Annotated in this window: 25 protein-coding genes, 1 tRNA gene and 1 pseudogene; 8 read left to right on the forward strand and 19 right to left on the reverse strand. The window is 51.7% G+C overall.

Going from position 1 to position 26,201, the window contains the following annotated elements; genetic code table 11:
• Positions 1–8: 8 nt before the first annotated feature.
• Together BMX91_RS01810 and BMX91_RS01815 are read right to left on the reverse strand one after the other, a co-directional pair.
• Positions 9–878: an NAD(P)-dependent oxidoreductase gene (locus BMX91_RS01810; RefSeq protein ID WP_092049271.1), complete on the reverse strand. Its 870-nt coding sequence runs from the start codon at positions 876–878 to the stop codon at positions 9–11.
• A gap of 139 nt (positions 879–1,017) precedes the next feature.
• The gene (locus BMX91_RS01815) at positions 1,018–1,221 is read right to left on the reverse strand and encodes an aspartyl-phosphate phosphatase Spo0E family protein (RefSeq protein WP_092049273.1); all 204 of its coding nucleotides are present in this window, start codon (positions 1,219–1,221) and stop codon (positions 1,018–1,020) included.
• A gap of 115 nt (positions 1,222–1,336) precedes the next feature.
• On the opposite strand from BMX91_RS01815, the pseudogene BMX91_RS01820 reads away from it, so the two are divergent.
• Positions 1,337–1,519: pseudogene (locus BMX91_RS01820) on the forward strand (YkvS family protein); the annotation flags it as partial.
• A 74-nt stretch (positions 1,520–1,593) separates the two neighbouring features.
• Positions 1,594–2,346 carry a hypothetical protein gene (locus BMX91_RS01825; RefSeq protein WP_092049278.1) on the forward strand — a complete coding sequence of 251 codons (753 nt, stop codon included), beginning with the start codon at positions 1,594–1,596 and terminating at the stop codon, positions 2,344–2,346.
• A 57-nt stretch (positions 2,347–2,403) separates the two neighbouring features.
• Here the strand turns inward: BMX91_RS01825 and BMX91_RS01830 are convergent, their stop codons facing one another.
• The 11 genes from BMX91_RS01830 to BMX91_RS01880 form a co-directional block, all read right to left on the reverse strand.
• On the reverse strand, positions 2,404–2,850 hold the full coding sequence (locus BMX91_RS01830; RefSeq protein WP_092050719.1) for a MarR family winged helix-turn-helix transcriptional regulator: 447 nt from the start codon (positions 2,848–2,850) through the stop codon (positions 2,404–2,406).
• Between the two features lie 82 nt (positions 2,851–2,932).
• A complete protein-coding gene (locus BMX91_RS01835; RefSeq protein ID WP_092049281.1) occupies positions 2,933–4,363 on the reverse strand; it encodes a sensor histidine kinase in 1,431 nt (476 codons plus the stop codon).
• A gap of 218 nt (positions 4,364–4,581) precedes the next feature.
• Positions 4,582–5,961, reverse strand: a complete 1,380-nt coding sequence (locus BMX91_RS01840; RefSeq protein ID WP_092050722.1) for a TrkH family potassium uptake protein — start codon at positions 5,959–5,961, stop codon at positions 4,582–4,584.
• 86 nt (positions 5,962–6,047) lie between these two features.
• On the reverse strand, positions 6,048–7,325 hold the full coding sequence (locus BMX91_RS01845; RefSeq protein WP_092049283.1) for an anti-sigma-I factor RsgI family protein: 1,278 nt from the start codon (positions 7,323–7,325) through the stop codon (positions 6,048–6,050).
• Positions 7,322–8,068: an RNA polymerase sigma-I factor gene (gene sigI, locus BMX91_RS01850; RefSeq protein ID WP_177168222.1), complete on the reverse strand. Its 747-nt coding sequence runs from the start codon at positions 8,066–8,068 to the stop codon at positions 7,322–7,324. The genes BMX91_RS01845 and sigI overlap by 4 nt, the downstream gene beginning before the upstream one ends.
• A gap of 178 nt (positions 8,069–8,246) precedes the next feature.
• On the reverse strand, positions 8,247–9,011 hold the full coding sequence (locus BMX91_RS01855) for a TerC family protein (protein ID WP_092049287.1): 765 nt from the start codon (positions 9,009–9,011) through the stop codon (positions 8,247–8,249).
• 212 nt (positions 9,012–9,223) lie between these two features.
• Positions 9,224–12,304 carry an efflux RND transporter permease subunit gene (locus BMX91_RS01860; RefSeq protein WP_092049289.1) on the reverse strand — a complete coding sequence of 1,027 codons (3,081 nt, stop codon included), beginning with the start codon at positions 12,302–12,304 and terminating at the stop codon, positions 9,224–9,226.
• Between the two features lie 164 nt (positions 12,305–12,468).
• A complete protein-coding gene (locus BMX91_RS01865; RefSeq protein WP_092049290.1) occupies positions 12,469–14,043 on the reverse strand; it encodes a peptide chain release factor 3 in 1,575 nt (524 codons plus the stop codon).
• A gap of 139 nt (positions 14,044–14,182) precedes the next feature.
• Positions 14,183–15,670, reverse strand: a complete 1,488-nt coding sequence (locus BMX91_RS01870) for a UDP-N-acetylmuramoyl-L-alanyl-D-glutamate--2,6-diaminopimelate ligase (protein ID WP_092049291.1) — start codon at positions 15,668–15,670, stop codon at positions 14,183–14,185.
• A gap of 12 nt (positions 15,671–15,682) precedes the next feature.
• Positions 15,683–16,729, reverse strand: coding sequence for a M42 family metallopeptidase (locus BMX91_RS01875; protein ID WP_177168281.1), 1,047 nt, complete (start codon positions 16,727–16,729; stop codon positions 15,683–15,685).
• Between the two features lie 81 nt (positions 16,730–16,810).
• A complete protein-coding gene (locus BMX91_RS01880) occupies positions 16,811–18,199 on the reverse strand; it encodes an aldehyde dehydrogenase (RefSeq protein WP_092049294.1) in 1,389 nt (462 codons plus the stop codon).
• Positions 18,200–18,560: 361 nt separating this feature from the next.
• On the opposite strand from BMX91_RS01880, the gene BMX91_RS15670 reads away from it, so the two are divergent.
• Together BMX91_RS15670 and BMX91_RS01885 are read left to right on the forward strand one after the other, a co-directional pair.
• Positions 18,561–18,704 carry a hypothetical protein gene (locus BMX91_RS15670; RefSeq protein ID WP_177168223.1) on the forward strand — a complete coding sequence of 48 codons (144 nt, stop codon included), beginning with the start codon at positions 18,561–18,563 and terminating at the stop codon, positions 18,702–18,704.
• Between the two features lie 222 nt (positions 18,705–18,926).
• Positions 18,927–18,999, forward strand: a tRNA-Val gene (locus BMX91_RS01885).
• A 41-nt stretch (positions 19,000–19,040) separates the two neighbouring features.
• Here the strand turns inward: BMX91_RS01885 and BMX91_RS01890 are convergent.
• Positions 19,041–19,295: a hypothetical protein gene (locus BMX91_RS01890; protein WP_245744200.1), complete on the reverse strand. Its 255-nt coding sequence runs from the start codon at positions 19,293–19,295 to the stop codon at positions 19,041–19,043.
• Between the two features lie 223 nt (positions 19,296–19,518).
• Here BMX91_RS01890 and BMX91_RS01895 point away from each other — a divergent pair, with 223 nt between their 5' ends.
• Positions 19,519–20,019, forward strand: a complete 501-nt coding sequence (locus BMX91_RS01895; protein WP_092049296.1) for an STAS domain-containing protein — start codon at positions 19,519–19,521, stop codon at positions 20,017–20,019.
• A 146-nt stretch (positions 20,020–20,165) separates the two neighbouring features.
• The gene (locus BMX91_RS01900) at positions 20,166–21,968 is read left to right on the forward strand and encodes an IS1182 family transposase (protein WP_177168224.1); all 1,803 of its coding nucleotides are present in this window, start codon (positions 20,166–20,168) and stop codon (positions 21,966–21,968) included.
• Here BMX91_RS01900 and BMX91_RS01905 read toward each other — a convergent pair.
• On the reverse strand, positions 21,965–22,909 hold the full coding sequence (locus tag BMX91_RS01905; protein ID WP_092049300.1) for an L-threonine 3-dehydrogenase: 945 nt from the start codon (positions 22,907–22,909) through the stop codon (positions 21,965–21,967). The two genes, BMX91_RS01900 and BMX91_RS01905, sit on opposite strands and share 4 nt — an antisense overlap.
• Before the next feature lie 184 nt (positions 22,910–23,093).
• On the opposite strand from BMX91_RS01905, the gene BMX91_RS01910 reads away from it, so the two are divergent.
• Positions 23,094–23,741, forward strand: a complete 648-nt coding sequence (locus BMX91_RS01910) for a hypothetical protein (protein WP_092049302.1) — start codon at positions 23,094–23,096, stop codon at positions 23,739–23,741.
• A 24-nt stretch (positions 23,742–23,765) separates the two neighbouring features.
• Entirely contained in the window at positions 23,766–23,924 is a 159-nt protein-coding gene (locus tag BMX91_RS15675; RefSeq protein ID WP_177168225.1) for a S41 family peptidase, read from the forward strand.
• A 55-nt stretch (positions 23,925–23,979) separates the two neighbouring features.
• Here the strand turns inward: BMX91_RS15675 and BMX91_RS01915 are convergent, their stop codons facing one another.
• Genes BMX91_RS01915 through BMX91_RS01930 form a run of 4 tightly spaced genes read right to left on the reverse strand, consistent with a single transcriptional unit; the run spans position 23,980 to position 26,169 of the window.
• Complete coding sequence (locus tag BMX91_RS01915; RefSeq protein WP_092049304.1) at positions 23,980–24,267, reverse strand: DUF6958 family protein; 288 nt, start codon at positions 24,265–24,267, stop codon at positions 23,980–23,982.
• 11 nt (positions 24,268–24,278) lie between these two features.
• Positions 24,279–25,469 (reverse strand): glycine C-acetyltransferase, encoded by a 1,191-nt coding sequence (locus tag BMX91_RS01920; RefSeq protein WP_092049306.1) that lies wholly within the window; start codon positions 25,467–25,469, stop codon positions 24,279–24,281.
• Positions 25,470–25,519: 50 nt separating this feature from the next.
• A complete protein-coding gene (locus BMX91_RS01925) occupies positions 25,520–25,834 on the reverse strand; it encodes a DMT family transporter (RefSeq protein ID WP_092049308.1) in 315 nt (104 codons plus the stop codon).
• Entirely contained in the window at positions 25,834–26,169 is a 336-nt protein-coding gene (locus tag BMX91_RS01930) for a DMT family transporter (protein ID WP_092049310.1), read from the reverse strand. The genes BMX91_RS01925 and BMX91_RS01930 overlap by 1 nt, the downstream gene beginning before the upstream one ends.
• Positions 26,170–26,201: the final 32 nt, after the last annotated feature.

Raw genomic sequence — 26,201 nt, forward strand, 5'->3', positions numbered from 1 at the left:
ACCGTCTTCTACAGATATAGCTTGTACAATGCTTGAGTCCCTTCATCTTCCGAGCCCGTCTCGGCAAGTGTCGTGTACATCCGCTCCGCCAGCGCCACTCCCGGAAGCTCCAGGCCCAATGCCTTTGACTCATCAAGGGCGATCCTAAGATCTTTCAGGAAATGCTTGATGTAAAATCCGGGGGCAAAATCACCCTTGAGCATCCGTGGTGCCAGATTGCTGAGCGTCCAGGAGCCCGCTGCGCCAGCCGAGATCGACTTGAGCACAAGCTCCGGGTCGAGTCCGGACTTCACGGCATAAGCCAGCGCTTCGCACACACCGATCATGCTCGTGGCGATGACGACCTGATTAGACATTTTCACATGTTGCCCGGAACCGGCAGGCCCGTGGTACACAATATTTTGTCCAACCTTTTCAAGCAGCGGAAGAATTTCGCTGAACGCTTTTTCGGGTCCTCCGCACATAATGGAGAGCGTCGCATTCCGCGCGCCGACATCGCCGCCTGAAACCGGGGCATCGACGGCCGAGCAGCCTGCCGACTCAGCCTGTTCCGCTATACGTACGGCAAGCTGTGGTGAGGAAGTTGTAAAATCGATCAGGACCGCTCCGCTGCCGGCCGTGCTGAAAATCCCCCGTTCCCCGAAATACACTTCTTCCACATCTTTCGGATAGCCGACCATCGTCATGATGACTTCTGCCCCGTCTGCCGCTTCCGCGGGACTGGCGGCCCAACGCGCTCCTTTTTGGTTAAGCGCTTCCGCCTTTTCCCTGGTTCTCGTATAAACGGTGAGGCTGTGACCGGCGTCCATCAGATGGCCTGCCATCGGCCCTCCCATGACCCCTGCACCGATGAATGCAATCTTCTTCCCGTTTTTCATTCGAATCCCCCCCATTCTTTGCTCCATTGTAGCAAATTGGAGCAAAAAAAGGGACGGTTCGCCAGGCGAACCGTCCAAGTAAAGGGGGAAATGAGAATGTTGCTGTGTTCAAATGTAATATATCCTGATTTTGGGCGCCCTAAACATCAAAAAATGGTTTTTTTGTTTTTCCCGAAAGATTTCTTTCCTTACGGCCTGTATTTCCGGCTGAATAAAGATTCAGCAGATCATCCAGCTGCCGGCTCAGCTGTACTGTATCCGGGTGGACACGCCCTTTTTCCGCCGCGCTTCCGGACATCCGTTCCCGCATCTTTTCAATCTGCTCGTCTATGGACAGTTTCATAGAACCTCCCTTATCGGGTCAGTATCGTCAGAAAAACAACTAAAAATTCTTTACTCAAAAGAGAATTTAAGGCAAACTGTTGTTAAATCTACCGGAAGGGGCGTTACGGATGCAAATTGCCGAAGTGGGAAACATCATTGAGTTCAAAGATGGACTTCAGGGTATAGTGGAGAAGGTCAATGAAAACTCGGTCATCGTCGACCTGACGTTCATGGAGAATTTCAAACAACTGGAAATCGAAGAAAAAACCGTGGTCAACCATAAACGCTATAAGATATTGTACGGCAGCAACGACTGATCCGATACATAGGCTACGTACAGATTTTCCGGACAGCCGGGTTTTCTGACCAAGTAAAAGGAGGATCTGCAATCATGCAACGTAAGTGGAAACATGCGACTTTATCAGCAACGGCCATCCTGCTGCTGGCAGCCTGCGGCACTGCGGGAGAAGCGGACCAGCCGGAGGAAGACACTCAGATGGTGCAGGAAGAAGAAGCAAATCAAAACGGTGATGCCGTCGAGGAGACTGAAACGGAAGACGGACAACCAGCCGAAGATGAAGAATCTCCAGAAGAATCGGATTCGGCCGAAGAGCCTGCAGAAGACGAGGAATCAGCAGAAGAATCTTCACCAGGTGAACAGGCGGAACAACGCGGCCCTGAGCGGGAACTGACCTACCAGGCCGGAGGCGAGCAGCAGGCCGCACAGGCGAAGCTGACCGAAAGTGATGTCATGGACTTCTCCCTCTACGTTCTGGATGGCTATCAGCTGACCTCAGAAGAGCCGAACAAGGACGTTCTTTATTGGAATGAAGACGAGCAGGTCTTCATGAGGATCGAAGTATTCGGTACCGATGCCGACTATGCGATGCTCACCGAGCAGATGATCGGCTCCCTTGAATTTGACGGTGGAGAAGCAAAAGATGTATCCGCCGAGTACAGTCTCGCCGAAGCTGACGGCATAGAAGAATTGGTGCTCAGACAATTGGAAAACGGAGAAGGCCTTACTACAGGGGCTGTGTTCAAGAAAGACGGCATGACAGTCCGCCTTACAGTCTTCGACAAGCCGGAAGCCGACCAAACAGATGCCCTTCTTTCCATGGGCGCCACCATTGGACAAAAATAAAAACAGGCAGTAAGAAAAAAGACCGGAAATCCGGTCTTTTTTTCTGTGCGTTTGTGATTATTTGGACAGATCCTTAATGGATAGGCCGAGTTTCTTGAGCAGTTCGATTGCCGTGTCCTTCTCTTCAGCACTGAGCGCTCCCAACAGTTCATGGAGATTCTGCTCATGAACAGGGAAAATCCTGTCGAGCAGTTCCCTGCCTTCCTTTGTGATATCAACAAAAGTCACGCGCCGGTCCGTTTCACAGGTTGTCCGATCGAGATAGCCCCGTTTCTGCAGTTTGTCGATGACATAAGTCATCGATCCGCTTGCCAGCAGGATCTTGCCACCGATTTTCTGGATCGGCTGCCTGCCCCTGTGATAGAGAAGTTCGAGCACCGCGAATTCAGTCGGATTAAGTCCATACTCTCCAAAAAGCCTGTATGCCCTTTCTGTGATGACCTTATGTGCCCTTGAAAGGACGACAAATAACTTTAATGATTGCTGGCTATCGCTTTCCTTCATCATTTCATCCCCTGCCGCTGTTTCTGCTGTATTCATTATAGGACGTATTTCCGGAAAGTGTCAAAGCCGCATGATAAAAAGCTCAGGGGATGAGCAAAGCATCCTGGTCTGGTTGCTCGACGGCCAGTTTTCCATGGATAGGAAGGAGCAGCTCGAACCGCGTCCCTTTGCCGGGCTCGGATTTGACGAACAGATGCCCGCCCATCGACTCGGCAGTTTCTAGGACAAACGGCAGACCGAGGCCGGTCCCCTCCTTCTTTGTAGTGAAGAATGGCAGAAACACCTGTTTGATCTGTTGATCCGTCATCCCGCTGCCTTCGTCACTAAATGCCACAACGACATGCTCCTGATCGTACGGCTCGATGGAAGTGATGAGTGTTGTATGGGGTTCTGAAGCTTCCAAGGCATTTTTGAACAGATTGATAAATGCCTGCTTCATGCGGTGCTTTTTCCCCTTGACCGTGACCTCAGCATCCAGCTGGACATCCATGAAGATGCTGATTTTTCTCGTTAAGGCCTGTGGTTCCATAACCATGACCACATCCGCCAGGCAATCGGATAGCTCGAACACCTCATCCTCCTGGTTGGATGGTTTGGACAGCGATAGGAACTCTGCCATCAGTGATTCCATCCTGCCCATTTCACTGTCTATGACGTCTACATAACGGGCTGAATCCTGATCAGTTGTCAGCTTCAGCAGTTCGGTGAAACCTCTGACAGATGTCATGGCATTTTTAAGTTCGTGGGCGATGCTGGCAGCCAGCTGACCTACGGCGGAGAGAGATCCGCTATGCTCCATTTGCTGCTTCAAAATCACTTTTTCGGTATCGTCCCTGATCAAAGCGACATATAGCTCTTCCTTAGAATCGAAGTAAACAAAAACATGATAAAAACGCTCTTCTTCGTCTGCTGTTACGAACCGGTATTTGAACTCCGCTTTTCCATTATTTTCAATGCCATTCTGGACGATTCCAACCTCATTTTCTGTGATTCCCACCTTGAGCAATTCTTTGTAAGAGCATCCGATCAGCTCGTCCGGTTTCAGACCGAAAAAGTACTCAACGCGTTCATTGACATCTTGGATCAATCCATCCGTTCCTACCACAAAATAACAGTTCACTTCATGATGGAAAATACTGTGATAGGCACGATTATCCTTTTTGTTATTAGAGGATTTGGGTTTTTCCATCTTGAAACGGAGAATCACTTCATTTGAATGTCGGAAAACTGTCCCGATGACTTCAATATCAGGAAAAATATGACCTTCATTTTCCAGAGCAAATCGGGAAGTCACTCTTTTCCCTGGATGAACCTGCTCAATAAATGTGGACCATCCGTCCAACTGACCGTTCTGCAGCACTTGATCCATCATGCTCCCGGGAGCAAGACCAAGCAGACTGACAGCCTTGGGATTGGACCGCAGGCATTCATTTTTCCGATTGACCATCACAACGGCATCTTCGGTTTCGTCGAGCAGGAAATCGATTGTTTCCATGATAGAATTTTGCGGCATGTCCCACACCAGCCTTTCCGTTTTGGACTAGCTTATGGAAACCAGATTAGAAATATGACTTGGCGGGTCTGATCAATCAAGAAGTTAATTCTGATTATTCCATATTTTTACCGCTCACAATATAAGACTATTTACTCATATTCAGCCGGTGGGGTCAAGTTGTGCCGTTTACATTTATTCGGAGACTTCCCCGCACTTATTCGTTCCTTCTTGCATAATCATCCGATAATGACCCGCTCTTCAGGATATCTGTAATTTAATTTCTGCGGTTTGCCGCCCAATGTAAACAGGAATGAAATCAGGCCGACCCTTCCGACAAACATGAGGAACATGATGATCGACTTGCCTACAACACTCAGATCTTCAGTGATGCCCAAAGACATGCCACAGGTCCCGAAGGCAGAAGTAATTTCAAATATCAGTGCGGTTAGCGGAATGCCATCTTCCGTAATGGACATGATCATCACTGACAGGAGTACCAGCAGGCCGGCAATCAGAATCACCGCGTAGGACCGGTATACATCAATGAGTTTGATCTCTCTGCCGAAAATCTGAATGATGTCCTTGCCCCTTGCGAAGTTGATGAGAAACAGGACCGCGATTGCGAAAGTAGTGGTCCGGATCCCGCCTCCCACCGAACTGGGAGAAGCCCCGATAAACATGAGAAAACTGATGAACACTTCCGTCGCCTCACTGAACTGGGTGATATCCATTGTAGTCAATCCGCCGGAACGGGCCGAGACCGAGTGGAACATCGCGGCAAACAGCGCTTCATGCCACTGCATTCCCCGGAACGAATGGAAAGACTCGATCAAAAGGATAACAACCGTCCCAGCCAGAAGAAGGATGCCGAATGTAGCTGTGGTGATTTTTGCGAATAGCGTGAACCGGAACGACGGCTCCTTATTCGTCAGGAACCGCTTCACTTCGATCAGGACAGGAAAACCGATCGCGCCGAGAATGATCAGCGCCATTGTCACAAGCTGGACGAAGTAGTCATTGAAGTAGGGAAGCATCGAATCGCTGCCGATCATGAAGCCGGCGTTAGTCGTAGCCGTGACCGAATGGAACATCCCGTTCAGAAGGGCATCCCGAAACGATTCATAGTATTTAGTGAAATAGAGCGTCAGGATACTTCCGCCGACCAATTCGATGAGAATCATGATCTTCATAATCTCCCGTATCAGCTTGACCGCGCCTGCCATGCTGTACTGATTGTGGTCGACCATGATCAATTGCCTTTCCCGCAGCCCGATCCTTCTCCTGATCAGCAGCCAGAAAAACGTACCGATCGACATGACCCCGATACCTCCGAAGTGGAGAACGACCATGAACATGACAATACCAAATGTCGTATAGGTGGCACTCAGATCGATTACGGAAAGCCCGGTCACGCTCACTGCACTGACAGCCGTGAACAAACTGTCTATAAAGCTGATTTCCACTTCTGGACGATGAACACCAGGAAGGTTCAGCAAAATGGCCGAAATGGTGATTGCAAAAAAGTAGTAAATGACAAGGACACGGGCAGGTGTCAATTTTTGATTTCTGATCCTGGAAAGCATCTTCTGCCGCCGTGTCAGTTCTTTGTATCCCATAATGACCCCATGTCCTTTCTGAATGAACCTTGCATGATGTCTCATTTTATAGAAATACACAAAAAAAAGAAAGGCGGATGGAAACATCACGGCTTATTCGCCGGGACCTTTCCATTTCCACCTTTCCCGTTTCCGCTGTTGTTATTCTGGTGACCACCCTTATCAGGTTGTTCCTTTCCGGGTGATTCCGATCGTCCCGGCACAGGTTTTTCCTTGTCGGACTGATTTTCTACATTCCCCGGTTTCGGCCCTGAATGGGGTGGCGGCGAGGACTGCTTGTCCTGTCCGGCATGGCCAGGGGAATCGCTTGCTTTGTTTGGCCCTGCATGAGCCGGCGGATTGCCGTTATCCCCCCGCTCCTCTCCTTTCGGGTTTCCGTTATTGTTCTTGTCAGGATTCCCTTGTTGAGGATGCGGCCTTGTATTTTCCGGTTTCGCAGGTGTTTGAGACTTCCCATTCTGCGTATCATTTTCCAAGGACTTACCGGGAGGCTTTTTCTGTACTTCCGGTTTTTGTTGAATTGGAGGAATTTTTGTTTTCGGCGTTTGTTCCTGTTCCCTGTTCTTAACAGGACGAGCTTCCTTCTTTCCACCTTCCGCCGGCCGTACGGAATTGTCGGTTGCCGGCTTATGCTTCGATTTATCAGCAGACATTGTTCCGGGCTTGTCCGTTTCTGTATCTGGTTTCTTCTCCTGCTGCGGCGAGAGAGAGGCAGGCTCGCCGGGTTTTCTTTCCTGCTGAATCAGGCGGCTGATCGGAATGCCTTCCTCCCGGGACCGTTCATGCATTTCCGGTTCGGCTTCAGACAAACGCAGGAGCATTCCCTCTTCTCCTGCAGCCCCTTCTATAAAACGGACAGTCCGGTCAAGTGCAGCGGCTAACTTTTCATCGCCTGTCCGCACCGCTGTTACCGCCAGTTCCCTGTCAGGTTCTGCGTATTCATCAAAAATCAGGCTAATGAGTTTCGTCACTTCTTTGCCGCTCCAACTTTCGAGCTCCCTGATCAGTGCAGCCCCATCGTCATTGAGAGCAGCCATTTCCCGGACCTTCCCCTCTTGATCGATGCCGAACTCAACTGACGGATTCACTTCCAGCTGGATAAAGGCAAGTGCCGGTTCCCTGAGAGGCAGGAAAAGTGATGCAAGCACGAGAAGCAAGGCTGCGGCCAGTACTGCGATGGCAGGAATGGATTTTCGGCCTGCTGGCTGATACGAACGCTTTTGGGAAAGCAAAGGCGTGACCAGAACTTCGGATCCGACTTCCTGCCCATCCGCCATCCCCCGGATAAACTGTCCGTCAGGAGTCAGGATGGTCACATTTTCATTATTTTGTTCGACAATGATCCCCCTGGTCTTATTTATCATTCGGGCATCCATCCTTTTAAATACTCATTGAGCATCGGCAGGTCACTGTCCTTGAGTATCACCATGGCAAGAATATACTTACGATGTCGTTCAATCGTTTTTCTGGAGACACCGACCAACTTTTCGAGTTTCCGGATTGGAAGGCGCTTCTTGCGGAGGGTCTCACGCATCAATTCTTCGGAGCTGCAGATGATCACTGCAAGATCCATGGCAGTCCTCCTTGCATCCGCATGCTTCGGGGAGACATCTGCCAATTCGCTGAACGAAAGGCCGAATTTATCGAGAAGCTCCGAAAACCCTCTGATCTCTTCCCGTCGTTCCTCGACCTCCCGATCCTCGGCATATCTTGAGAGGGAAGCGGACACTTCCGCTGCCGCCGCGGTTTCTTCCCCTATGGCAAGATGTCCGGTAAGACTGTTCCGGGACTCTTTCCGGAGATGGTCAATCAGCTTCCGCCGGATGACAAGATGAGCGAATGTCATAAAAGAGGCATCCCGGCTGCGGTCATATTTCATGACAGCTTCATGGAAGCCGCCAAGTGCGATGCTGTATTCATCATCATGTTCATCAATATAACGGTTGCACGCCAAGTAGGCCGCTTTTTTCAGAAACGGGGAATAAGCACGGAGAAGTCCATCCAATTCTTCGCCCGAGCCGTTCTGGGCAAGAAGCACTCGATTTTCCACATCCGCGGTTTCACCACTTCTCCGATTCATGAATCCGTTGAAAGCCGTGATTAACACGATTGACCTCTCCTGACCCTGGTTTCGATAATCTGATTGTATCGGCAATCCCGGTTTTTGGAAAGAGGTCATTCCTTGTCTTTCATATTATTCGACAACTCCCGGCGCTTTTTGGGGGTGGATTTTCGATAATGAATGCATATAAAAGAGACTGCCGGGATGGCAGTCTCGTTTAAATTCAATCCTGTTTGTTCCGATCGTTTTTCAGCCCGATGAGAACACCGACTACTGCGATCAGCAGCAACACCGACCAGAAGATGGTTTTCCAAATTGTCGAGTGCGGGAAATCCGGATCGATAATCTGCAGTTCCGGGTGGCCGAGTGTCAGAACGAGAAGTTTGACCCCGACCCAGCCGACAATTGCGAAAGCGGCTCCCTCGAGCGCCGGATAGCGATCCAGCAGACGGACGAACCACGTCGCGGCAAATCGCATGATGATCAAACCGATCAGACCCCCGAAGAACATGACCGCAAACTGGCCGCCGTTGATACCGCCGATGTCAAAGTCGCCGAGTTCAGGCAATGTGATTGCGATTGCTACGGCAGCCAGCATCGAGTCGATCGCAAACGCAATATCCGCCAGTTCAACTTTCAGGACGGTCATCCAGAAGCCGGACTGTTTTTTCGGCTCTTTGAGATTATCCTCGTCCTCGCCGTGCTTCTTCCGCATATCATAGAGATTCTTGGTGGCGATAAAGAGCAGGTACGCGGCACCAAGCGCCTGGATCTGCCAAACATCAACGAGGATGGTGATCATGAAGAGCGCCGCAAAACGGAAAACAAAAGCACCAAGGAGTCCGTAGAACAAGGCTTTTTTCCGCTGTTTCAGCGGCAAGTGCTTGACCATGACCGCCATGACTACCGCGTTATCAGCAGCCAGCAGGCCCTCCAAGACCACCAGGACGACAAGCACCCATGCATATTCGAGTAAAATAGCTTCCAAATTCAATTCCCTCCCTTTTATGGAAAACAAAAAGACCTTTACCCCGAAAAAAGGGCAAAGGTCTTGCTAAGCACTCATCCGGTAATTCCCGGAATCAGGCTATCATAACCGATGGCATGACCATGTAATGACGATTATGAAATAGGTTTCCCTATAGCTACTCCCCTTTGACACTAAGTCAAAGATCATTCAGTTTTCCTTGGTTTATTGTATCACACCGGGCGATCGGATGTCCCTGATTTTTTCATATTTCTAGTCTCACGATCAAACAGGCTATATACGATCGGCACAATGTAGAGAGTCAGTGCGGTGGAGCTGATGAGCCCGCCGATCACTGCGATTCCCATCGGCTGGTTGATCTCCGTCCCTTCCCCGATTCCCAGGGCCAATGGAAGAAGCCCGAGAATGGTCGTTAATGCGGTCATCAGAATCGGTCTTGCACGGTCCTTGACAGAGACAATAATAGCGTCCAGAGACCGGATGCCTTCCGCCTTCCGTTGATTAATATAATCGACGAGCACAATCCCATTGTTAACGACGATCCCGACCAATATCAGGATTCCGATAACTGAAGAAACGCTGATCGGCGTATTGGTGATCAACAGGGCGATCGATACCCCGATGATCATTAGCGGCACAGTGAACATGATGACAAATGGATATTTGAATGACTCGAACTGCGCGGCCATGACGAAGTAAACGAGTACCATAGCCAATATAACCGCCATGATCATGTCGTCGATCGAGTCTTCGAACAGTTCCCTGTCACCGCTATAGGAAATGTCAGTTCCTTCCGGCAGTCCTGCCTTTTCCAGCTCACGCTCCACATCCCCCGTCACTTCACCGAGCGTTCTCGAGGATGCATAGTGGACAGTGAAGCGTACTGCATTTGCCTGGTCAACCCGTCGGATGGCTGCAGGCCCCTCGGCAACTTCGATATCCGCCAGGCTTTCCAGGGTTACGAACGTGCCGGACGGTGCGCGGAGCTTGAGCTGTCCGAGCGCATCAATACTGTCGAGGTTGTTCCCGCCGGTTCTAATCCGCACAGCATGGACATCTCCGGCCTCATCAACAATCTGTGACGCTGTTACACCTCGGGTCATGTCATTGACAGCGGAAGCGATTTGGGCAGGAGCAAGTCCATTCGCGGAAGCCGCAGCACGGTCGACTTCAATCAGGATCTCTTCAACTCCATCGGTCAGATCGTTGGTGACATCCGTTACGCCCCCAATTTTCGACAGACGGTCAACTGCCATTGCCGCAGCTTTGTCCAGGCGTGATTTATCCGTGTCCGTCATCGTGAAGGACAGCGTATTCGGAGATGAACCGGCAGCCGTCTGGAGATTGAAGTTGATTTCAGTGCCTTCACCGCCCATCCCCTGGATATCCGGCTGAATATCATCGACGAATTCGAACACGGACCGGTCCCGCTCCGAAAGCGGCTTGAGCTTGACATAAAGCTCTCCACGGTCAGCCTCGCCAGTTCCCTGGGCAAGTCCCTGCTGGGTGCCGCCGGTAAGGCTGACATATACATCAACATCGTCTTCAGATTTCAGGCGTTCCTCGATCTTTCTGATGACATCACCGGTTGCCTTTACTGATGCACTGTCCGGCATGTTGACCGTGATGCTTACAAATCCTTCATCCGTCGCCGGAAGGAATTCTGTTCCGACCCTATAGATGCCGAACCCGCTTGCAACAAGCAGAACAACTGTCAAACCAAGGACCAGTTTCCGGTTATAAAGCGACCATTTGATTGAGCGCTCGAAATTCCCATATGCTTTCGAGCGCCTGCGCCGTGTCTCCAGATCACGCTTCGGCTTTTTGAGCATACGGGATGCCATCATCGGAATAACCGTCAGCGCAACGAACAGGGAGGCCAGGAGACTAAATGAAATCGTCATGGCGAACTCCGTGAAAATCCTGCCTATCAGTCCCGAGATGAAGATGACGGGCAGAAATACAGCAACCGTGGTGAGTGTAGAAGCTGTAATGGCCCCGCCCACTTCTTTCGTTCCGTCAAGTGCGGCTTGTTTGCGGTTTTTGCCCATAGCAAGATGCCGCTCAATGTTCTCAATGACAACAATGGAGTTGTCGACCAACATTCCGATCCCGAGAGCCAGGGCTCCGAGCGTCAGGATATTAAGTGCGAAGTCCGAAAAATACATCAGGACAAATGTGACAATGACCGAGTACGGAATCGCCACGCCGATGATGATCGGGCTCCGCACGGATTTCAGAAACAGGAACAGGACGAGCATGGCGAAGATTCCGCCCAGAATGAGTGATTGACCGATGTTTCCGATGGCCAGTTGGATATAGTCCCCCTGGTCAAAGAGAATATCTGACGTGATCCCCTCATATTCAGGCTGTCCGAGCAGCCGGTCCAGCGATTCCTTGAAAGACTCGGACACTTCCGCGGTATTTGCACCGGACTCCTGCAGAACCGACATGATCACAGACGGCTCATCATTGGTTCTTGTCTCCATTTCCCCGCTCTCAGGGGCAAGACTGATTTCACTGATGTCTGAAAGCTTGATTTCCGCGCCGTCCATCGGGTTTACGGTCAGGACAAGATTCCCGATTTCCTCAACTGAGGTCAATGTGCTGACGATGCGTGTGGTCAGCCGCTTGCCGTCATCCGTTTCCACCGGCTCCCCGGGCATGGAAACATTGTTGGCCTGGATGGCCTGGGTAACATCCTGCTGGGCGAGCCCGTATTCTTCCAGCTTCCCGGGATCCAGGACAATCTGCACATCCTCGACAAGCGAAGAGGACACGGTGACACTTGCGACGCCTTCGGTCCTTCTCAGTTCGGTTTCAAGTGATCCCGCGATTTCCCGGATATCTCCGGATTCTTTATCAGATCGCAATGACAGCTGGATTACCGGGAACTGCGACGGATCAAATTTCATGAACTGGGGTTTGGCTGAATCATCCGGAATAGGGGTCTGGTCGATCCGCTGCAGAACATCCATCTGCACGTCATCGATCTCCGTCGACCAGTCAAATTCAAGGAAGATCAGGTTTGCGCCTTCTTGTGAAGTCGACTGGATAGAATCCAGTCCGGGAAGCGTAGACAAACTGTTTTCAAGCGGCCTGGTGACTTTTTCACTTACTTCTTCCGGACCCGCCCCCGGATAGCTCGTCACCACGACCGCGATCGGCGGGTTCAATTCGGGTATGAGCGTCAGCGGGATTTTGATGAACGAAACAGCTCCCAAGATAAGTACGAGGAGCATCGTCACAATCGTAAAAACCGGGCGCCTGATCGAAAAACCGCTTATCTTCATCCTTTTTTCCCCTTTTCAAAAAGCTATGTCCATCATACCGGAAGCGCTTGCCACCCTCAATGTTCAGCGCACCTTCAATCTCCAAAACAGGCGGCAGCAAGCCGGTCCCTTTCTGGAAGGTCCGGCCTGCTGCCGCCTGTCTGGGTATGCACAAAACCTGCTGGTCAGAGCAAGCTATAAAGCCTGATGTCCGGATGTTTGTCCTGGAACCAGCGAAGGGCAAAGTCGTTCTCAAAGAGGAAGACGAGATTATCGTAACGGTCCTTGACGAGCATGGCACGAGGACCTGTCATGGATTCCTTCACATCTCCCTCGTTCTCGATCCAGCGGGCCACTTTCTGGCCGATGTGCTGGATGATCACCTCGGAATTGTACTCACTCTTCATGCGGTGTTCGAACACCTCGAACTGCAATTGTCCGACCGCTCCAAGAATGACTTCTTCTGTGTGAAGCGTTTTATAGTACTGGATGGCACCTTCCTGTACAAGCTGCAGAATGCCTTTATGGAAATGCTTTGACTTCATGACGTTTTTCGGAGACACCTTGACGAACAGCTCCGGAGTGAATTGAGGCAGCGGCTCGAAGGCGAAGTTCTTTTTGCCGCCGGTGATCGTATCGCCGATCTGATAGTTCCCTGTGTCATAAAGCCCGATGATATCCCCTGCGACCGCCATGTTGACGGTCTCCCGGTCATCCGCAAGAAACTGCGTGGACTGGCTGACCTTGAAGGTTTTCGGGATTCTTGGGACGGTTACCTGCATCCCGCGGTCAAACTCTCCCGAGACGATGCGGACAAACGCGATACGGTCACGGTGTGCCGGGTTCATGTTCGCCTGGATTTTGAAGATGAAGCCTGTGAACTCGTCATCGTAAGGGTTGACGCTGCCGCCATCCTCCATATTGCGCGGCTGTGGCTGGGGCGCAAACTGCAGGAAGGTTTCCAGAAACGTCTGCACGCCGAAGTTGGTCAGCGCGGATCCGAAAAAGACCGGCGTCAGTTCACCTTTTTGCACACGCTCCTCGTCAAAGTCGTTTCCGGCTTCGTCAAGCAGCATAATGTCTTCCAGCGCCTGGCTGTAATAGGAAGAGTCCTGGATCGGATTGGGTGCCGCAAGATCTCCGTCAGCGCCGAGCTGCAAGTATTTTTCTTCCCCTTCTGTCCTTGCGAGCTCCACCCGGCGGTTGTGGCGGTCGTAGATGCCCATGAATTCTTTGCCCATGCCGATCGGCCAGTTCATCGCATAAGATTGGATGCCGAGCACTTCCTCGAGTTCTTCCATGAGCTCAAGGGGCTCCCTGCCCTGGCGGTCGAGCTTATTGATGAACGTGAAAATCGGAATCCCCCGCATGCGGCAGACCTTGAACAGCTTGATGGTCTGCGGCTCAATCCCTTTTGCGGAGTCGACCATCATCACAGCCGAATCGACAGCCATAAGCGTCCGGTAGGTGTCTTCACTGAAGTCTTCGTGTCCCGGGGTGTCCAGGATGTTGACCCGCTTCTCGTCATAGTCGAACTGGAGCACCGAGGAAGTGACCGAAATGCCGCGTTGTTTCTCGATGTCCATCCAGTCGGATGTGGCGAACTTCCCGGACTTCTTCCCCTTGACGGTCCCAGTGTCCCGGATCGCGCCGCCAAAAAACAGCAGCTTCTCGGTCATCGTCGTTTTCCCGGCATCCGGGTGGGAGATGATCGCGAATGTTCTTCTCGATGCGATTTCGTGTTTTAATTGGTCTTCCATTTTCATTTCTCCTCATCTGTTTCAGCTTTCCCCATCATAGGGACCGGAGAGTCCGATTTCAAGCGATATTCACGGAAAGGGCCGGAAAGGCGAACCTTTCCGGCACCTGTCTTCCCTGCAAATAACCAGCTTTTCCGAGTCAGTCCCTGGTGCCGGCTTTACGTCCGAATTTCTTTTCCGCTTCATGAAGCGCTATCTCGGCATCGCTATGCGGATATTTCGTGTTTCCGATAATCTGAAAATCTTCATGGCCTTTTCCTGCGAACAGGATAATATCCCCTTCATCAGCAACCTTCACCGCGTGCCGTACAGCCTGCTCGCGGTCACCGATGCAGGCATAATTCTGATGTGCCATGCCTGCCTCAAGTTCTGATGTGATCGAGTCATAATCCTCATGGCGAGGATCGTCGGTCGTGAGAATAACATAATCGGCGACAGAAGCTTTTTCCGCCATGATCGGCCGCTTTGAACGGTCCCGATTTCCTCCTGTACCGACCAGGAAAATGAGTTTGTTCTTTTTATAAGGCAGTACAGATGCGATTGCTTTCTCAATGGCGTCCGGTGTATGCGCGTAGTCGATGTAGATTGTGAGCGGAAGGTCCGTCTCGACACGTTCCATCCGTCCTTTAACGGCGGGAAGCCCGCTGAGCCCTTCCAAGATCTCATCCAGCCCCAGTCCGTATGCATACAGGGCAGCCACCGAAGCCAGCGCGTTATAAACATTGAATCCGCCGATCAGGTTCATCGTGACCTGGCGCTCCCCTTCAGGCGTATCCATCAGAAATACAGTGCGGCCGGCCGCAAGCCGGATATCACGTGCCCGGAACATTGCCTCTGATTCCACTGCGTAAGTGATCACCGGATGCGGCGTCATCTGACGGTAACGGTCCGACCAAGGATCATCCGCATTCAGCACGGCAAATTTCGGCTTGGAAGTGTCTTGGCCAAGCTGCGAGAAAAGCAGCCCCTTCGCATAGCCATAGTGTTCCATCGTTCCGTGATAGTCCAGATGATCATGGCTTAGGTTCGTGAACACCGCCACATCGAATTCCGTACCGGAAAGACGCCCTTCGACAAGGCCGTGGGAGGACACTTCCATCGTCATCGCCTCGCATCCTTCCAAAAATGCCTGGCGGATCATGCGCTGGGTGGTAAGTGCATCAGTAGTGGTATTTGCCGACTCGTAGAGGACACCGTTCAGATTGAAACCGATCGTGCCGGAAGAAGCTGATTTCCGCCCGCTGCTGCGGAAAATGCCATCGATAATATTCGCTACACTGGTCTTGCCATTTGTTCCGGTGACGCCGATCATCCGGACGGACTTTGACGGATGATTGAAAAAAGCAGCCGCAAGAAGTCCTTCCGCGCGTGCCGTGTCATCTGTGATGACGACGGCAGCTTTTTCCGGATCCGCCTCAACCGGCCGTTCCGCAATGATGAGTCTCGCACCGGCTGCAAGCGCCTGGGGCACATAGTCGTGGCCATCAACGGTGTATCCGCTGATGCAGATAAATGCGCCGCCAGGCTGGACCGCCCGGGAATCCACAGCGATGTCCGTTACTTCTTCCGGAAGCATCCCGATTACTTCCCTGAACGGGAGATGTGCCAATAATTCTTTTGTTTCCATCTTATTTCCTCCTCAGTCTTCCGCGAGCGGCGAGAGAATGTAAGCCCTCAGCAGGCGTGCCGCTGCTTCCAGGGAATCCGTATGAGTCCTTTCAAGTGCATGGGACGATTCGATTCCCGGACCGAAAAGCGCGTGCCGGACATCAAATCCTGCGCGGATCGCCGCAGACGCGTCTGATCCGTAATAAGGATAGATATCCAATTTGTGTGGAATGCCCTCATTTTTGCATAGGTCCGCCAAGTGCCGTGTCAGGCCGTAATGATAGGGCCCGCTTGAATCCTTCACACAGATTGACACGGTATATTCATCGGAAGACTGTCCGTCGCCGATCGCTCCCATGTCGAATGCAATATATTCGACGGTCCCATCGGGAACCGATGCGTTGCCGCCAAATCCGATCTCTTCATTATTGGAGATATAGAGATGCAGGGTATATGGGAGCTTCACACTGCTTTCCTTCAGCCTTGCCGCCAGCTCGAGCAGGAGAGCCGTGCTCGCTTTGTCGTCGAGGTGACGGGACTTGATATAGCCGCCGCTCCGCTCGAAACGCGGGTCAAATGAGACAAAGTCTCCCACTTCGATGCCCAGTTCCCGGGTGGCGTCTCCACTTTCCGTCCGCTCATCAAGCCGGACTTCAATGTTCTCGCTGCTCCGCTCTGCCTTTCCGGAGTCACGGTAAACATGGACGGTCGTCTGGTGCATTAGGATCGTCCCACGGATTTTCCGGCCGTCCGCCGTATGGACGGTACAATATTCACCCTCGGCCGCATTCCAGTTGAATCCGCCGATTTTATCCAGCTTAAGGCGGCCCGAAGGTTTGACCTCCTTGACGATGGCGCCGAGTGTATCGACATGTGCCGTGATCAGACGGCTTTTGCTGTCGTCTTCTCCACGGAATGTGGCGATGACGGCACCTTTGTTCGTTTTAGTCAGCTCAGCCCCGCTCTCAGCCAGATAAGCCGCAGCCAATTTCATGACGTCCGCTGTGTAGCCGGACGGACTCGGTGTATTCACGAGTTTTTCAAGGATTGTAAGCGATTGTTCGAGTTCAAATGGTATCTTCACGATGCGTTCCCCCCGACTGAAAAAGTCCAGTTTTCATTATACGCCTAGAGTGGGTGTCCGTCACGATGCACCGCATCATTTCAGAAAACGCCTGATCAGCTTGAGGCGGTTGCCGTAAGGAGGAAATGCCATCCTGACCTGAAAGGCCGTCCCGCGCTTCAGGATGCCCTTTTCGTGCGTAAAAGCATCGAAGCCATATTTGCCATGATAGCTTCCGATCCCGGACGGGCCGGCGCCGCCAAACGGCAGAGCCGTATTTCCGACATGGGACAGGGCATCGTTGATGCAGCCGCCGCCAAACGGGAGCTCGGACAGAAAAGTATCCATCGCGCCCTGATTCTCGGAAAACAGGTAAGCGGCCAGCGGCTTCGGCCGTTCGCGGATCGAGCGGATGACTGCCGTCAGGCTTGAATAACCATAAACCGGCAGGATCGGACCGAAAATCTCTTCTTCCATCACCCGGCTTCCGGCAGGCGGACTGTCAACCACCGTCGGCTCGATATAGCGGGTGTCCCGATTCATCTGTCCTCCCGAAAGAATCCGGCCACGCTCTTCGTCGATCATCTCCCGCAGCCTGTCGAACTGGCGCTCATCCACAATCCGGGCATAATCGGGAGATTCAGCAGGATCAGTGCCGTAAAAGACCTTGACCGCCTGTTTCAACTCCTCCAGAAATTCATCCTTCACAGAATGATGGACCAGGCAATAGTCCGGCGCCACGCATGTCTGACCGGCATTCGTGAATTTCGCCCATGCAATCCTCTCCGCTGCCATGCGGAGGTCGGCGGTCTGGTCAACAATGGCGGGACTTTTTCCGCCGAGCTCGAGGACGACGGGCACTAGCCGCTCGGCAGCAGCTTTCATAACGATCGATCCGACTTTTGCACTGCCCGTGAAGAACATGAAATCAAACGGTGCATGGATCAGTGCGGACGTTTCCTCCCTGCCCCCTTCCACGACTGTCACATATTCGGACGGAAATGTTTCCGCAACCAGTTCGCGGATGATGGCAGAAACATGCGGCGTCGTCTCGGAAGGCTTCAGGACGGCCGTGTTCCCACCGGCAATCGCCGCCGCAAGCGGCTCGATCACAAGCTGAAACGGATAGTTGAACGGACCGATGATGAGCACCGTTCCCCATGGCTCACGGATGACGAAGCTTTTTCCCGGCTGGAAATGAATCGGCGTCTTTTTCGGTTCCGGTTTCATCCATTCTCCGATGTTGGAAGCCATCTCACGAATACTGGAAAGGACAAAACCGATCTCCGTCATGTATGATTCGAATTCACTTTTGCCGAGATCCTTCGCAAGGGCATCCGAAATGTCTTTTTCCCTTTTCCGGATCGCTCCATGAAGGTCCATCAGCCTGTCTTTCCTGAATTGGGCTGATTTCGTTTTGCCGGTCCAGTAAAATTCCCGCTGCCGGGCGACGATGCCGCCTGCCTGCGTCTCCGTAAAAGCCATGTTCAACCACTCCTTTCATTCTTTCTTCATCTTATCGCCGGTGGCCCCGGATATCAAAACATAAACCGGGATATTCTATTCCCACCCGGATGACCTGACCGATTGTTAAATTTTTTTGAAGCTCATAAACGACTCGCGACTCGGGCAACCTTTGGATATGGGCAGGAAAAGTTGTTGCCTGCCCGCCATGCATCCCGGCCTCCAGGCGGCGGATATCGCACCTTTCAGTTTCATACGCTCCTCTTTCCCGGTCAGATAGAAATATAGGTCTTCCGGCTTGTTTTGTTCCTCACTCTGTTTTGGATTCCGATCATGCGGGGTATAGAAGGTCAAACAACGAAAAGATCAAGGAGGAAATGACATGATGAAACAAGAACAATGGTGGGATCATATGTTTACGGGAAATCTTGAATTGGGACTTAACCGCGAGCGGCTAACCGAGCTGGAAGAGGAAAACTTCCTTTACTTTTCGGAAGCCGAGGAAACCGTTCCCCAGGAGCAATAACTAAGTGACGATGCGATATTTGCCGTCAGCCGGTAAAGATGCAGTGCATACATAAGGGCCGTCCAGCCGATTATATTCGGAGGACGGTCCTTAGCAATTTTAAGGATATCCGACCCCGATGTCTGAAAAGTTTTATTTTATGGATGGCGTTGACTTTCCCTGCTTCCCCTTGTATTATTGTAAATGTGCTTGAGAGAACAACCAAGCCAACATCCCAGATTTGATTCCGTAGCTCAGCTGGGAGAGCGCTACCTTGACAGGGTAGAGGTCGCTGGTTCGAGCCCAGTCGGAATCATCACAAAATGCGCATCCCTAGGGATGCGCATTTTTTGTCTTTTACGGACGCTTCATGGGCTCTTTAACTTGGACATCAAGATATTTCTCAAAGGCGATCGCTTCTTCTTCCAGGACGGCAGATAATACCTTATAGGTCGCGGATAAATAAACTGCGGCTGCTTCTGCATCTCCGGATCTGGCCTTTTCAATTCCTGCCGGCAATTCTTCAATTAGCAGCTCCACCTTTTTCCTGATGCTTTCACGGCTGTCTCCCAAGTATGTCGTTGCTTCAGTTTCCCCTACATTATTAATCACGCTTAATATCCCCTAACCATTATTGTTCTGCGGCTACATTCGACATACAGGCAAACAGTTCCTTCTCGAATAATGATAAATTCCGACTTTATTCTATCTAAACCTGTTCAATACTTGCTTGGATCGGTCCTTCCGTCTGAGGTTCAAGATAGCCCATTTCAGAAATAACCGTATAATAGTGATATAACCATACGATCAAAATACAATCAGCGAGGAATCCAAGATGAATGACCAACAGACCCGGCCAACCCCGGAAGAAATGCAGCACACAATCGATCAGCTGAGAACACAAGTTGATGATTTGGAGAAACTCATCGGCCAGATCATGGTACCCATCATCCCATCGATAATGCCGAATACGATTCTGGTGCCGTTCGCCGGAGAACTGACACCGGAGCTTTCAAAAAAAGTCGTCACGAAGGTACTCGATCATGTTGCCATGACAGGCACCCAAACTGCGATACTAGACTTCACCGCACTGTCCATCAAACAAACGGAGAGCCTCTCGGTGTTCGGTAATTCTGTCGAGGAGCTTTCGGCATCACTCAGCCTGATGGGCATTGAAGTGATCACAGTCGGATTCACTCCCCAATTCGCCCGCGAAGTCGCATTGTCCGGACTTCCCTTTGTAAACAATCTCAAGTCATTTTCCACTTTCCGCGCTGCTCTCCAGCATCTGATGAAGCTACGGGGTATGGAATTAACCGGAAATAACGGGAATTGAAAAGACAGAAGGGGCTGTCCAGAAAGTCAGTGAAAACTGACTTTCTAGGACGCCCCTTTCCTTATGTTTAAATAAAATAGAAAAAGATCGCTGCCTTTTGTAGAATGGAGTTACCACACAACAAACCAAAAAGGAGCGATCTTTTTATGTGCAATCCGAAGACTGCTACTGCTGATTATACCACTTTTTCTGGTATGGAAAAAGAGATACAAGAAAAGGCCGCCCGGCCTAAACGGCAACTCGCCCCAGTTTTCAAACCCTATAATAACCGCCAGTCGTTCGCCATCTTCGATGTCGAGGCACAGATCCCGGAACACCATGTGGCAAGGGTTATCGATGAAATGATTGAGCTTCTTCCAGACACCCAACTCTTTGCACACTACCCTGGCGGAGGGCGAAGCTCATTCCACCCGAAAATGATGCTGAAGGTCATTCTCTACGCTTACTCACAAAAGGAGTATTCCTGCCGGCGAATCGAGAAGCTGATCCGGGAAAATCTGCCGGCAATGTGGCTGGCCGCAGGCCAGACGCCGGACTACCGGACCATCAATGAATTTCGGCGTGTCCGGATGCCCGAGATGATTGATACCCTTTTCGAGTCGATGGTCATGGAGCTCCACCGGCGTGAGTTTATCGAGTTCGAGAACTACTTCCTCGATGGGACCAAGTTTGAAGCCAACGCCAATAAATATACGTTCGTCTTTAAAAAGTCGCTCGAAACCCGCCAGGAGAAACTGGAGTCCAAGATCCGGGAGACCCTTGCTGAGATCCATGGGATTGCGGAGATGGAAGGCGTAGAGCTGGGCGAGAGGCCTGAAGGGAATCCGACAGTGTCGGAACTCGCGGAAGTTGCTTCGAAACTGGAAGAACGGGATGAAGCCCTGACGGGCGAAATTGAGGCAGAGAAGGATGGATCGGTCCGCAAAGTCATTCGTAAAAGACGATCGCTGATCCGGAAGAAACTAAAACTGGTCCGAGAGGATTTTATTCCGCGCAAAGAAAAATATGCTGTTCAGCTTGGTGTCTGCGGGGATGACCGGAACAGTTACTCGAAGACTGATCCTGATGCCACGTTCATGCGAATGAAGGACGACCATATGAAAAACGGTCAGCTCAAACCGGGCTACAACGTTCAGATGGCCACCGAAAACCAGTTTATCCTCTTCTATTCCATCCACCAGCGTCCGACGGATACCCGGTGCCTGATTCCACATTTGAAAGCCTATCGAGAGACCAATCTTCCGATGCCAAAACGCATTGTCGCTGATGCGGGTTACGGAAGTGAAGAGAACTATCGTTATCTTGTGGAAGGTGAGGACGACAAACCGGTTGCTGAATTTGTTGTTCCTTATGGAACCTACATAAGGGAACAGCTACGTAGTTTTAAAAACAATCGTTTCAATGCGAAGAACTGGGAATATATCGAAGAGGACGATCTATTTATCTGTCCAAACGGCCGGAAGGTCCGGTTCAAGAAATACCTGCAGAAAAAGAATAAATCAGGCTATTTCCAAGATCTCAAGATCTACGAGTGCGAAGACTGTAGCGACTGCCCGCTGAAGAAGCTTTGCACCAAAGCCAAAGGGAACCGTCAGGTTCACTGGAATCCGATCTATGAGGAAATGAAGGCCAAGGCCAGGAAAGCCCTTGAAGATGAAACCCTGAAAAAAGTCTATGCCCTCCGGAAAATCGAGGTCGAGACAGTTTTTGGGAATCTCAAGGGCAATTTGGCGTTTCGTCGATTCCTACTTCGAGGGCTCGATAAGGTTCACGTGGAATTCGGCATCCTTGCAATGGCCCATAACTTCCTAAAGGTGGCGCGCATCTTGCGGATGCTTTCTGCAAAAAACATAAAAAACAAAAACAGGCGGAGAAAAAACAACTCGTTTTTCTCCGCCTGCTTTATTTTGGGGACTTATTGGACAGCCCCTTTGTTCTGTATGATTTAGTCGGCCTGCAGTTTGCCTTTGAGCTTTTCAAGCATGTCGGCAGTCATCGATTCAAGGTCGTAGTCGGCCTCGAATCCCCATTCCGCAATTGCGGCGGACGGATCGATTGAATCCGGCCAGCTTTCCGCGATGGACTGGCGCACCGGATCGACATCGTAGGTTAGTTTAAAGTCCGGTAAATGCTTTTGGATCGCCTTTTCAAAATCTGACGGTTCCACGCTCATCGCGGTTACGTTGAATGCATTTCGGTGGATGAGTTTCGACGGATCTGCCTCCATCAGGTCAACAATCGCCTGCAGGGCATCCGGCATGTACATCATGTCCATATAGGTGCTTTCGGCGATAAATGAAGAATACTTACCGTCTTCGATCGCCTTGTAAAAGATGTCGACGGCGTAGTCGGTCGTTCCGCCGCCGGGAGGCGTTACATATGAAATGAGACCCGGGAACCGTACGCCGCGTGTGTCGACGCCGAATTTCTCAAAATAGTAGTCGCAGAGCAGTTCCCCTGACACTTTATTGACGCCGTACATCGTCGTCGGACGCTGGATCGTATCCTGAGGCGTATGTTTTTTCGGCGTGGACGGCCCGAACGCCCCGATTGAACTCGGTGTGAAAAACTGTAGGTCCAGTTCGCGCGCCGTCTCCAGAGCATTGACCAAACCGCCCATATTCAGGTTCCATGCGAAAAGGGGATTTTTCTCTGCCGTGGCGGACAAAAGGGCGGCCATGTGGATGATCGTGTCTGCCCCAAATGATTTGGCAAGATCATGCATGCGCTCCCCGTCCGTTACATCCAGCTGTTCAAACGGTCCGTCCGCGGAGTCGGGTACCCGGATATCCGTTGCGAGGACATGATCCGCCCCGTACAGTCCCCTCAACTTACCCGTCAGTTCAGAGCCGATCTGCCCCAGTGCCCCGGTTACCATGATCTTCTTCATTCCCGTCACTCCCATTCATCCATTTGTATTTACAGCGTGGACATTATATAGCGGTGAAACATTGATTTCACTGTAATTTGATGTACCCTATTATAATTTGTATTCACAGCAAGTACAACCGCGGATTACTTTTCCCGAAAGCTCCGAGTTGGTATAATAGTGAAAAAATAGAGGAAGTGCCGTTTTGATTGCTGTTGTACAATTTCTTATGCTGCTCGCTATCCTGGTTCTGGCAGCACTGTTGCTGATCTGGCTCGGAGCGCCGTTCTGGCTGACAGTGCTCGTGCTCGCCGCCCTGTACATGACACTGACCACGGTTCCGACACTTGTGCTGTCGTATAAGTCGAAGAATCTGCGTGCGATTGACCGCTTCCTGCTGCGGAATTCCCGCAAGCCAATCTACAAATACGCCTATTCGGTGGCCCACGGGACCGATGAGGAGATCCGGGCTTCACTCAGGGAAATCATGAGCCGGTACAAGCAGCCGGACATCCACCATGTATACGGCGCATTGCACGCCGTTTCGGAAAAGGACGGCGATGGGGTTTTGTCCCATGCAGAAAAAATCGGCAGCGAGCCGATGCAGTCCTATTACGACGCATATGGGCACGCCCTGAACGGGGATTATGGCCAGGCGGAAGAAGCTCTATCCCGCATCCCTGAAGGCTATGCTTGGATGAAGCATGCCATACGGGCGGTCATTGCGAACCGCAAAGGAGATCGTGATGCGTTCCGTAAACAAGCTGATGCCGCAAAAAACGATGCCGGGGGTATCCAGTATTACCTTCTGCATCATAACTTCAGAAAGATGGAGGAATCGGCTGCTCATTAAAAAACATACAGGAGGATGATTGCCATGATTCTTGTCGAGAACACTGCCGTTGAACTGAAGGACGGCCGCCGCGGGCTGATTGTTGATGTTCGGGACAATGGGGAATCCATCCAGTATGATGTGGAGATGGGAGACGGGGAGATCGTCACTGTCTTTGCCGAAGAAGTGAACCGCCCGGTCTGAGCCGGGCACAAAAAAACCGCCAGGTCACCGGTTAACACCGGTTTCCTGGCGGTTTTCATGTTCGCCTGATATATTGTTTTCCGCCTTGCCCGATACGCTTTAGTTCTCCTCTTGCTTCGAGATCAAGCTTGACGGCGGTGATATACCATGTCGTCTTGCCGTCAAAGTGGGAGAGCCGTTTCGGAGCGCGCTCAGTCAGATCCATGAATGAGATTTCACCGGAGGCATCCACTTCTTCCAGAATGGCCTTGCGGATGGCCTCATAGCGGCGTCTCAGGATTTTTGCGCCCTGCTTTCCTTCCGGATGGAGCAGCTGGATCTGTTCTTCATCTCGCTTTTTCAAGGAATCCCTCCTCAGCTGATGACACCCAGTTCCTTGCCGACTTTCTCGTAAACGGCAAGTGCTTCATCGAGCATTTCTTTCGTGTGTGCGGCGGTAGGCATATTGCGGACACGGCCGGTGCCCTTCGGTACAGTCGGGAAGACGATCGATTTCGCGTAGACGCCCTCTTCCATCAGGCGCTTGGAGAATTGCTGTGCCAGCTTTTCTTCACCGATGATGCACGGTGTGATCGGGGTTTCTGATTTGCCGATATCAAAGCCGAGCTTTTTCAGGCCAGCTTTCAGATAGTCTCCGTTCTCCCATAGCTTGTCCACAAGTTCACTCGATGCGAGAAGCTTGTCAACCGCTCCGATGACCGCTGCGACATCGCCCGGCGTCATCGCAGTCGAGAACAGGAACGGACGGGAACGGACTTTCAGCCAGTCGATCAGTTGCTGTTTACCGGCCACATACCCGCCGACGACACCGATCGCCTTGGAAAGTGTACCGATCTGGAAGTCGATGTCGCGCTCGAGTCCGAAGTGCTTGACAGTGCCTTTGCCGCCGCCCATGACGCCGGATCCGTGAGCGTCGTCCACGTACGTGATCAGGTCGAATTCCTTCGCAATCTGGACTGCATCGGGCAGATTTGCGACGTCGCCGTCCATCGAGAAAACACCGTCCGTGATGTACATGACTTTGTTATACTGGCCCGATTCCGTTGCTTCCTTCGCCTTTTTGCGGAGGTCATCCATGTCCTGGTGGTTGACGCGGATGATTTTCGCGCGGGACAGCCGGCAGCCGTCGATGATGGATGCGTGGTTCAGCTCATCGGAGAGGATTGCGTCATTTTTGTCCATGACAGCGGAAATCGCCGCCATGTTGCAGTTGAATCCGGACTGGTAACCGATTGCCGCTTCGGTCCCTTTGAACTCGGCCAGTTTCTCTTCAAGCTTTACATGAAGGTCGAGCGTACCGTTGATTGTGCGCACGGCCCCTGCTCCGACACCGTACTTGTCGATTGCGCCCTTGGCCAGCTGTTTCAGCCCTTCGTCAGTCGCAAGTCCCAGGTAGTTGTTCGAGCTCAGGTTGATGAGGTCGCGGCCGCCGACCTTGATCGTCGGGCCGTTCGGGCCCTCGACCGGGTCGATTTCATTATAGAGTCCTGCGCCTCTCAGTTCCTGGAGGTTTTCTTCGAGAAATTGATCTAAAATTTTCGCCAAAGGAATCTTCCTTTCCGACTTTGATGTATGTCCATTCTATCACAGCCCGTTCAGCTGAACAGCTTCAGGCACGCCGCGCCGGCGATGATGAATGAGATGAAGAGCAGCCGCTTCCAGCCGGCCGGTTCACGGAAGAACAGGATGCCGATCAGGACGGCGCCCGCTGCGCCTAGCCCTGTCCAGATCGCGTACGCCGTGCCCATCGGAATCTCCCTCATCGCAAGTGACAGGAGCACGAAACCGAGGCCGAATGACAGGACGAGCGGAATAAGCCGCCACCATTTTTTGTCGGCCAGATACATGTTGATGAACATGACGCCGAAGATCTCGCCCAGACTGGCGAGCGCAAGAAACACCCATGCCATCAGTGCTCACCTCTTTCCGGTGCGGGGGCACTGTCCGTCAGTTTGATGCCGACGACGCCGACCAGGATAAGGGCGATGAAGAACAGCTTGACCGGCGAGAAAGGTTCTCCGAACACAAGCATGTCCACGACCACGATTGCCGCAGCCCCCGAACCGGTGAATACCGCGTAAACGGTGCCGGAAGGAATCTGTTCACAAGCCCGGATGATAAAGTAGAAGCTGAAGATGATGGCGACCGCCGTCCCGGACCATTCAAGGATACTGTCCGAGTGGGTCAGCCCGACCACCCAGAACACCTCGACGACGGCGGCGAAGAATACATACAGCCATGCCACCGGCCGTCACCTCTTTCCATTCTGATATCGTT

Source organism: Bhargavaea ginsengi (genome assembly GCF_900109165.1).
GTDB classification, from domain to species: domain Bacteria; phylum Bacillota; class Bacilli; order Bacillales_A; family Planococcaceae; genus Bhargavaea; species Bhargavaea ginsengi.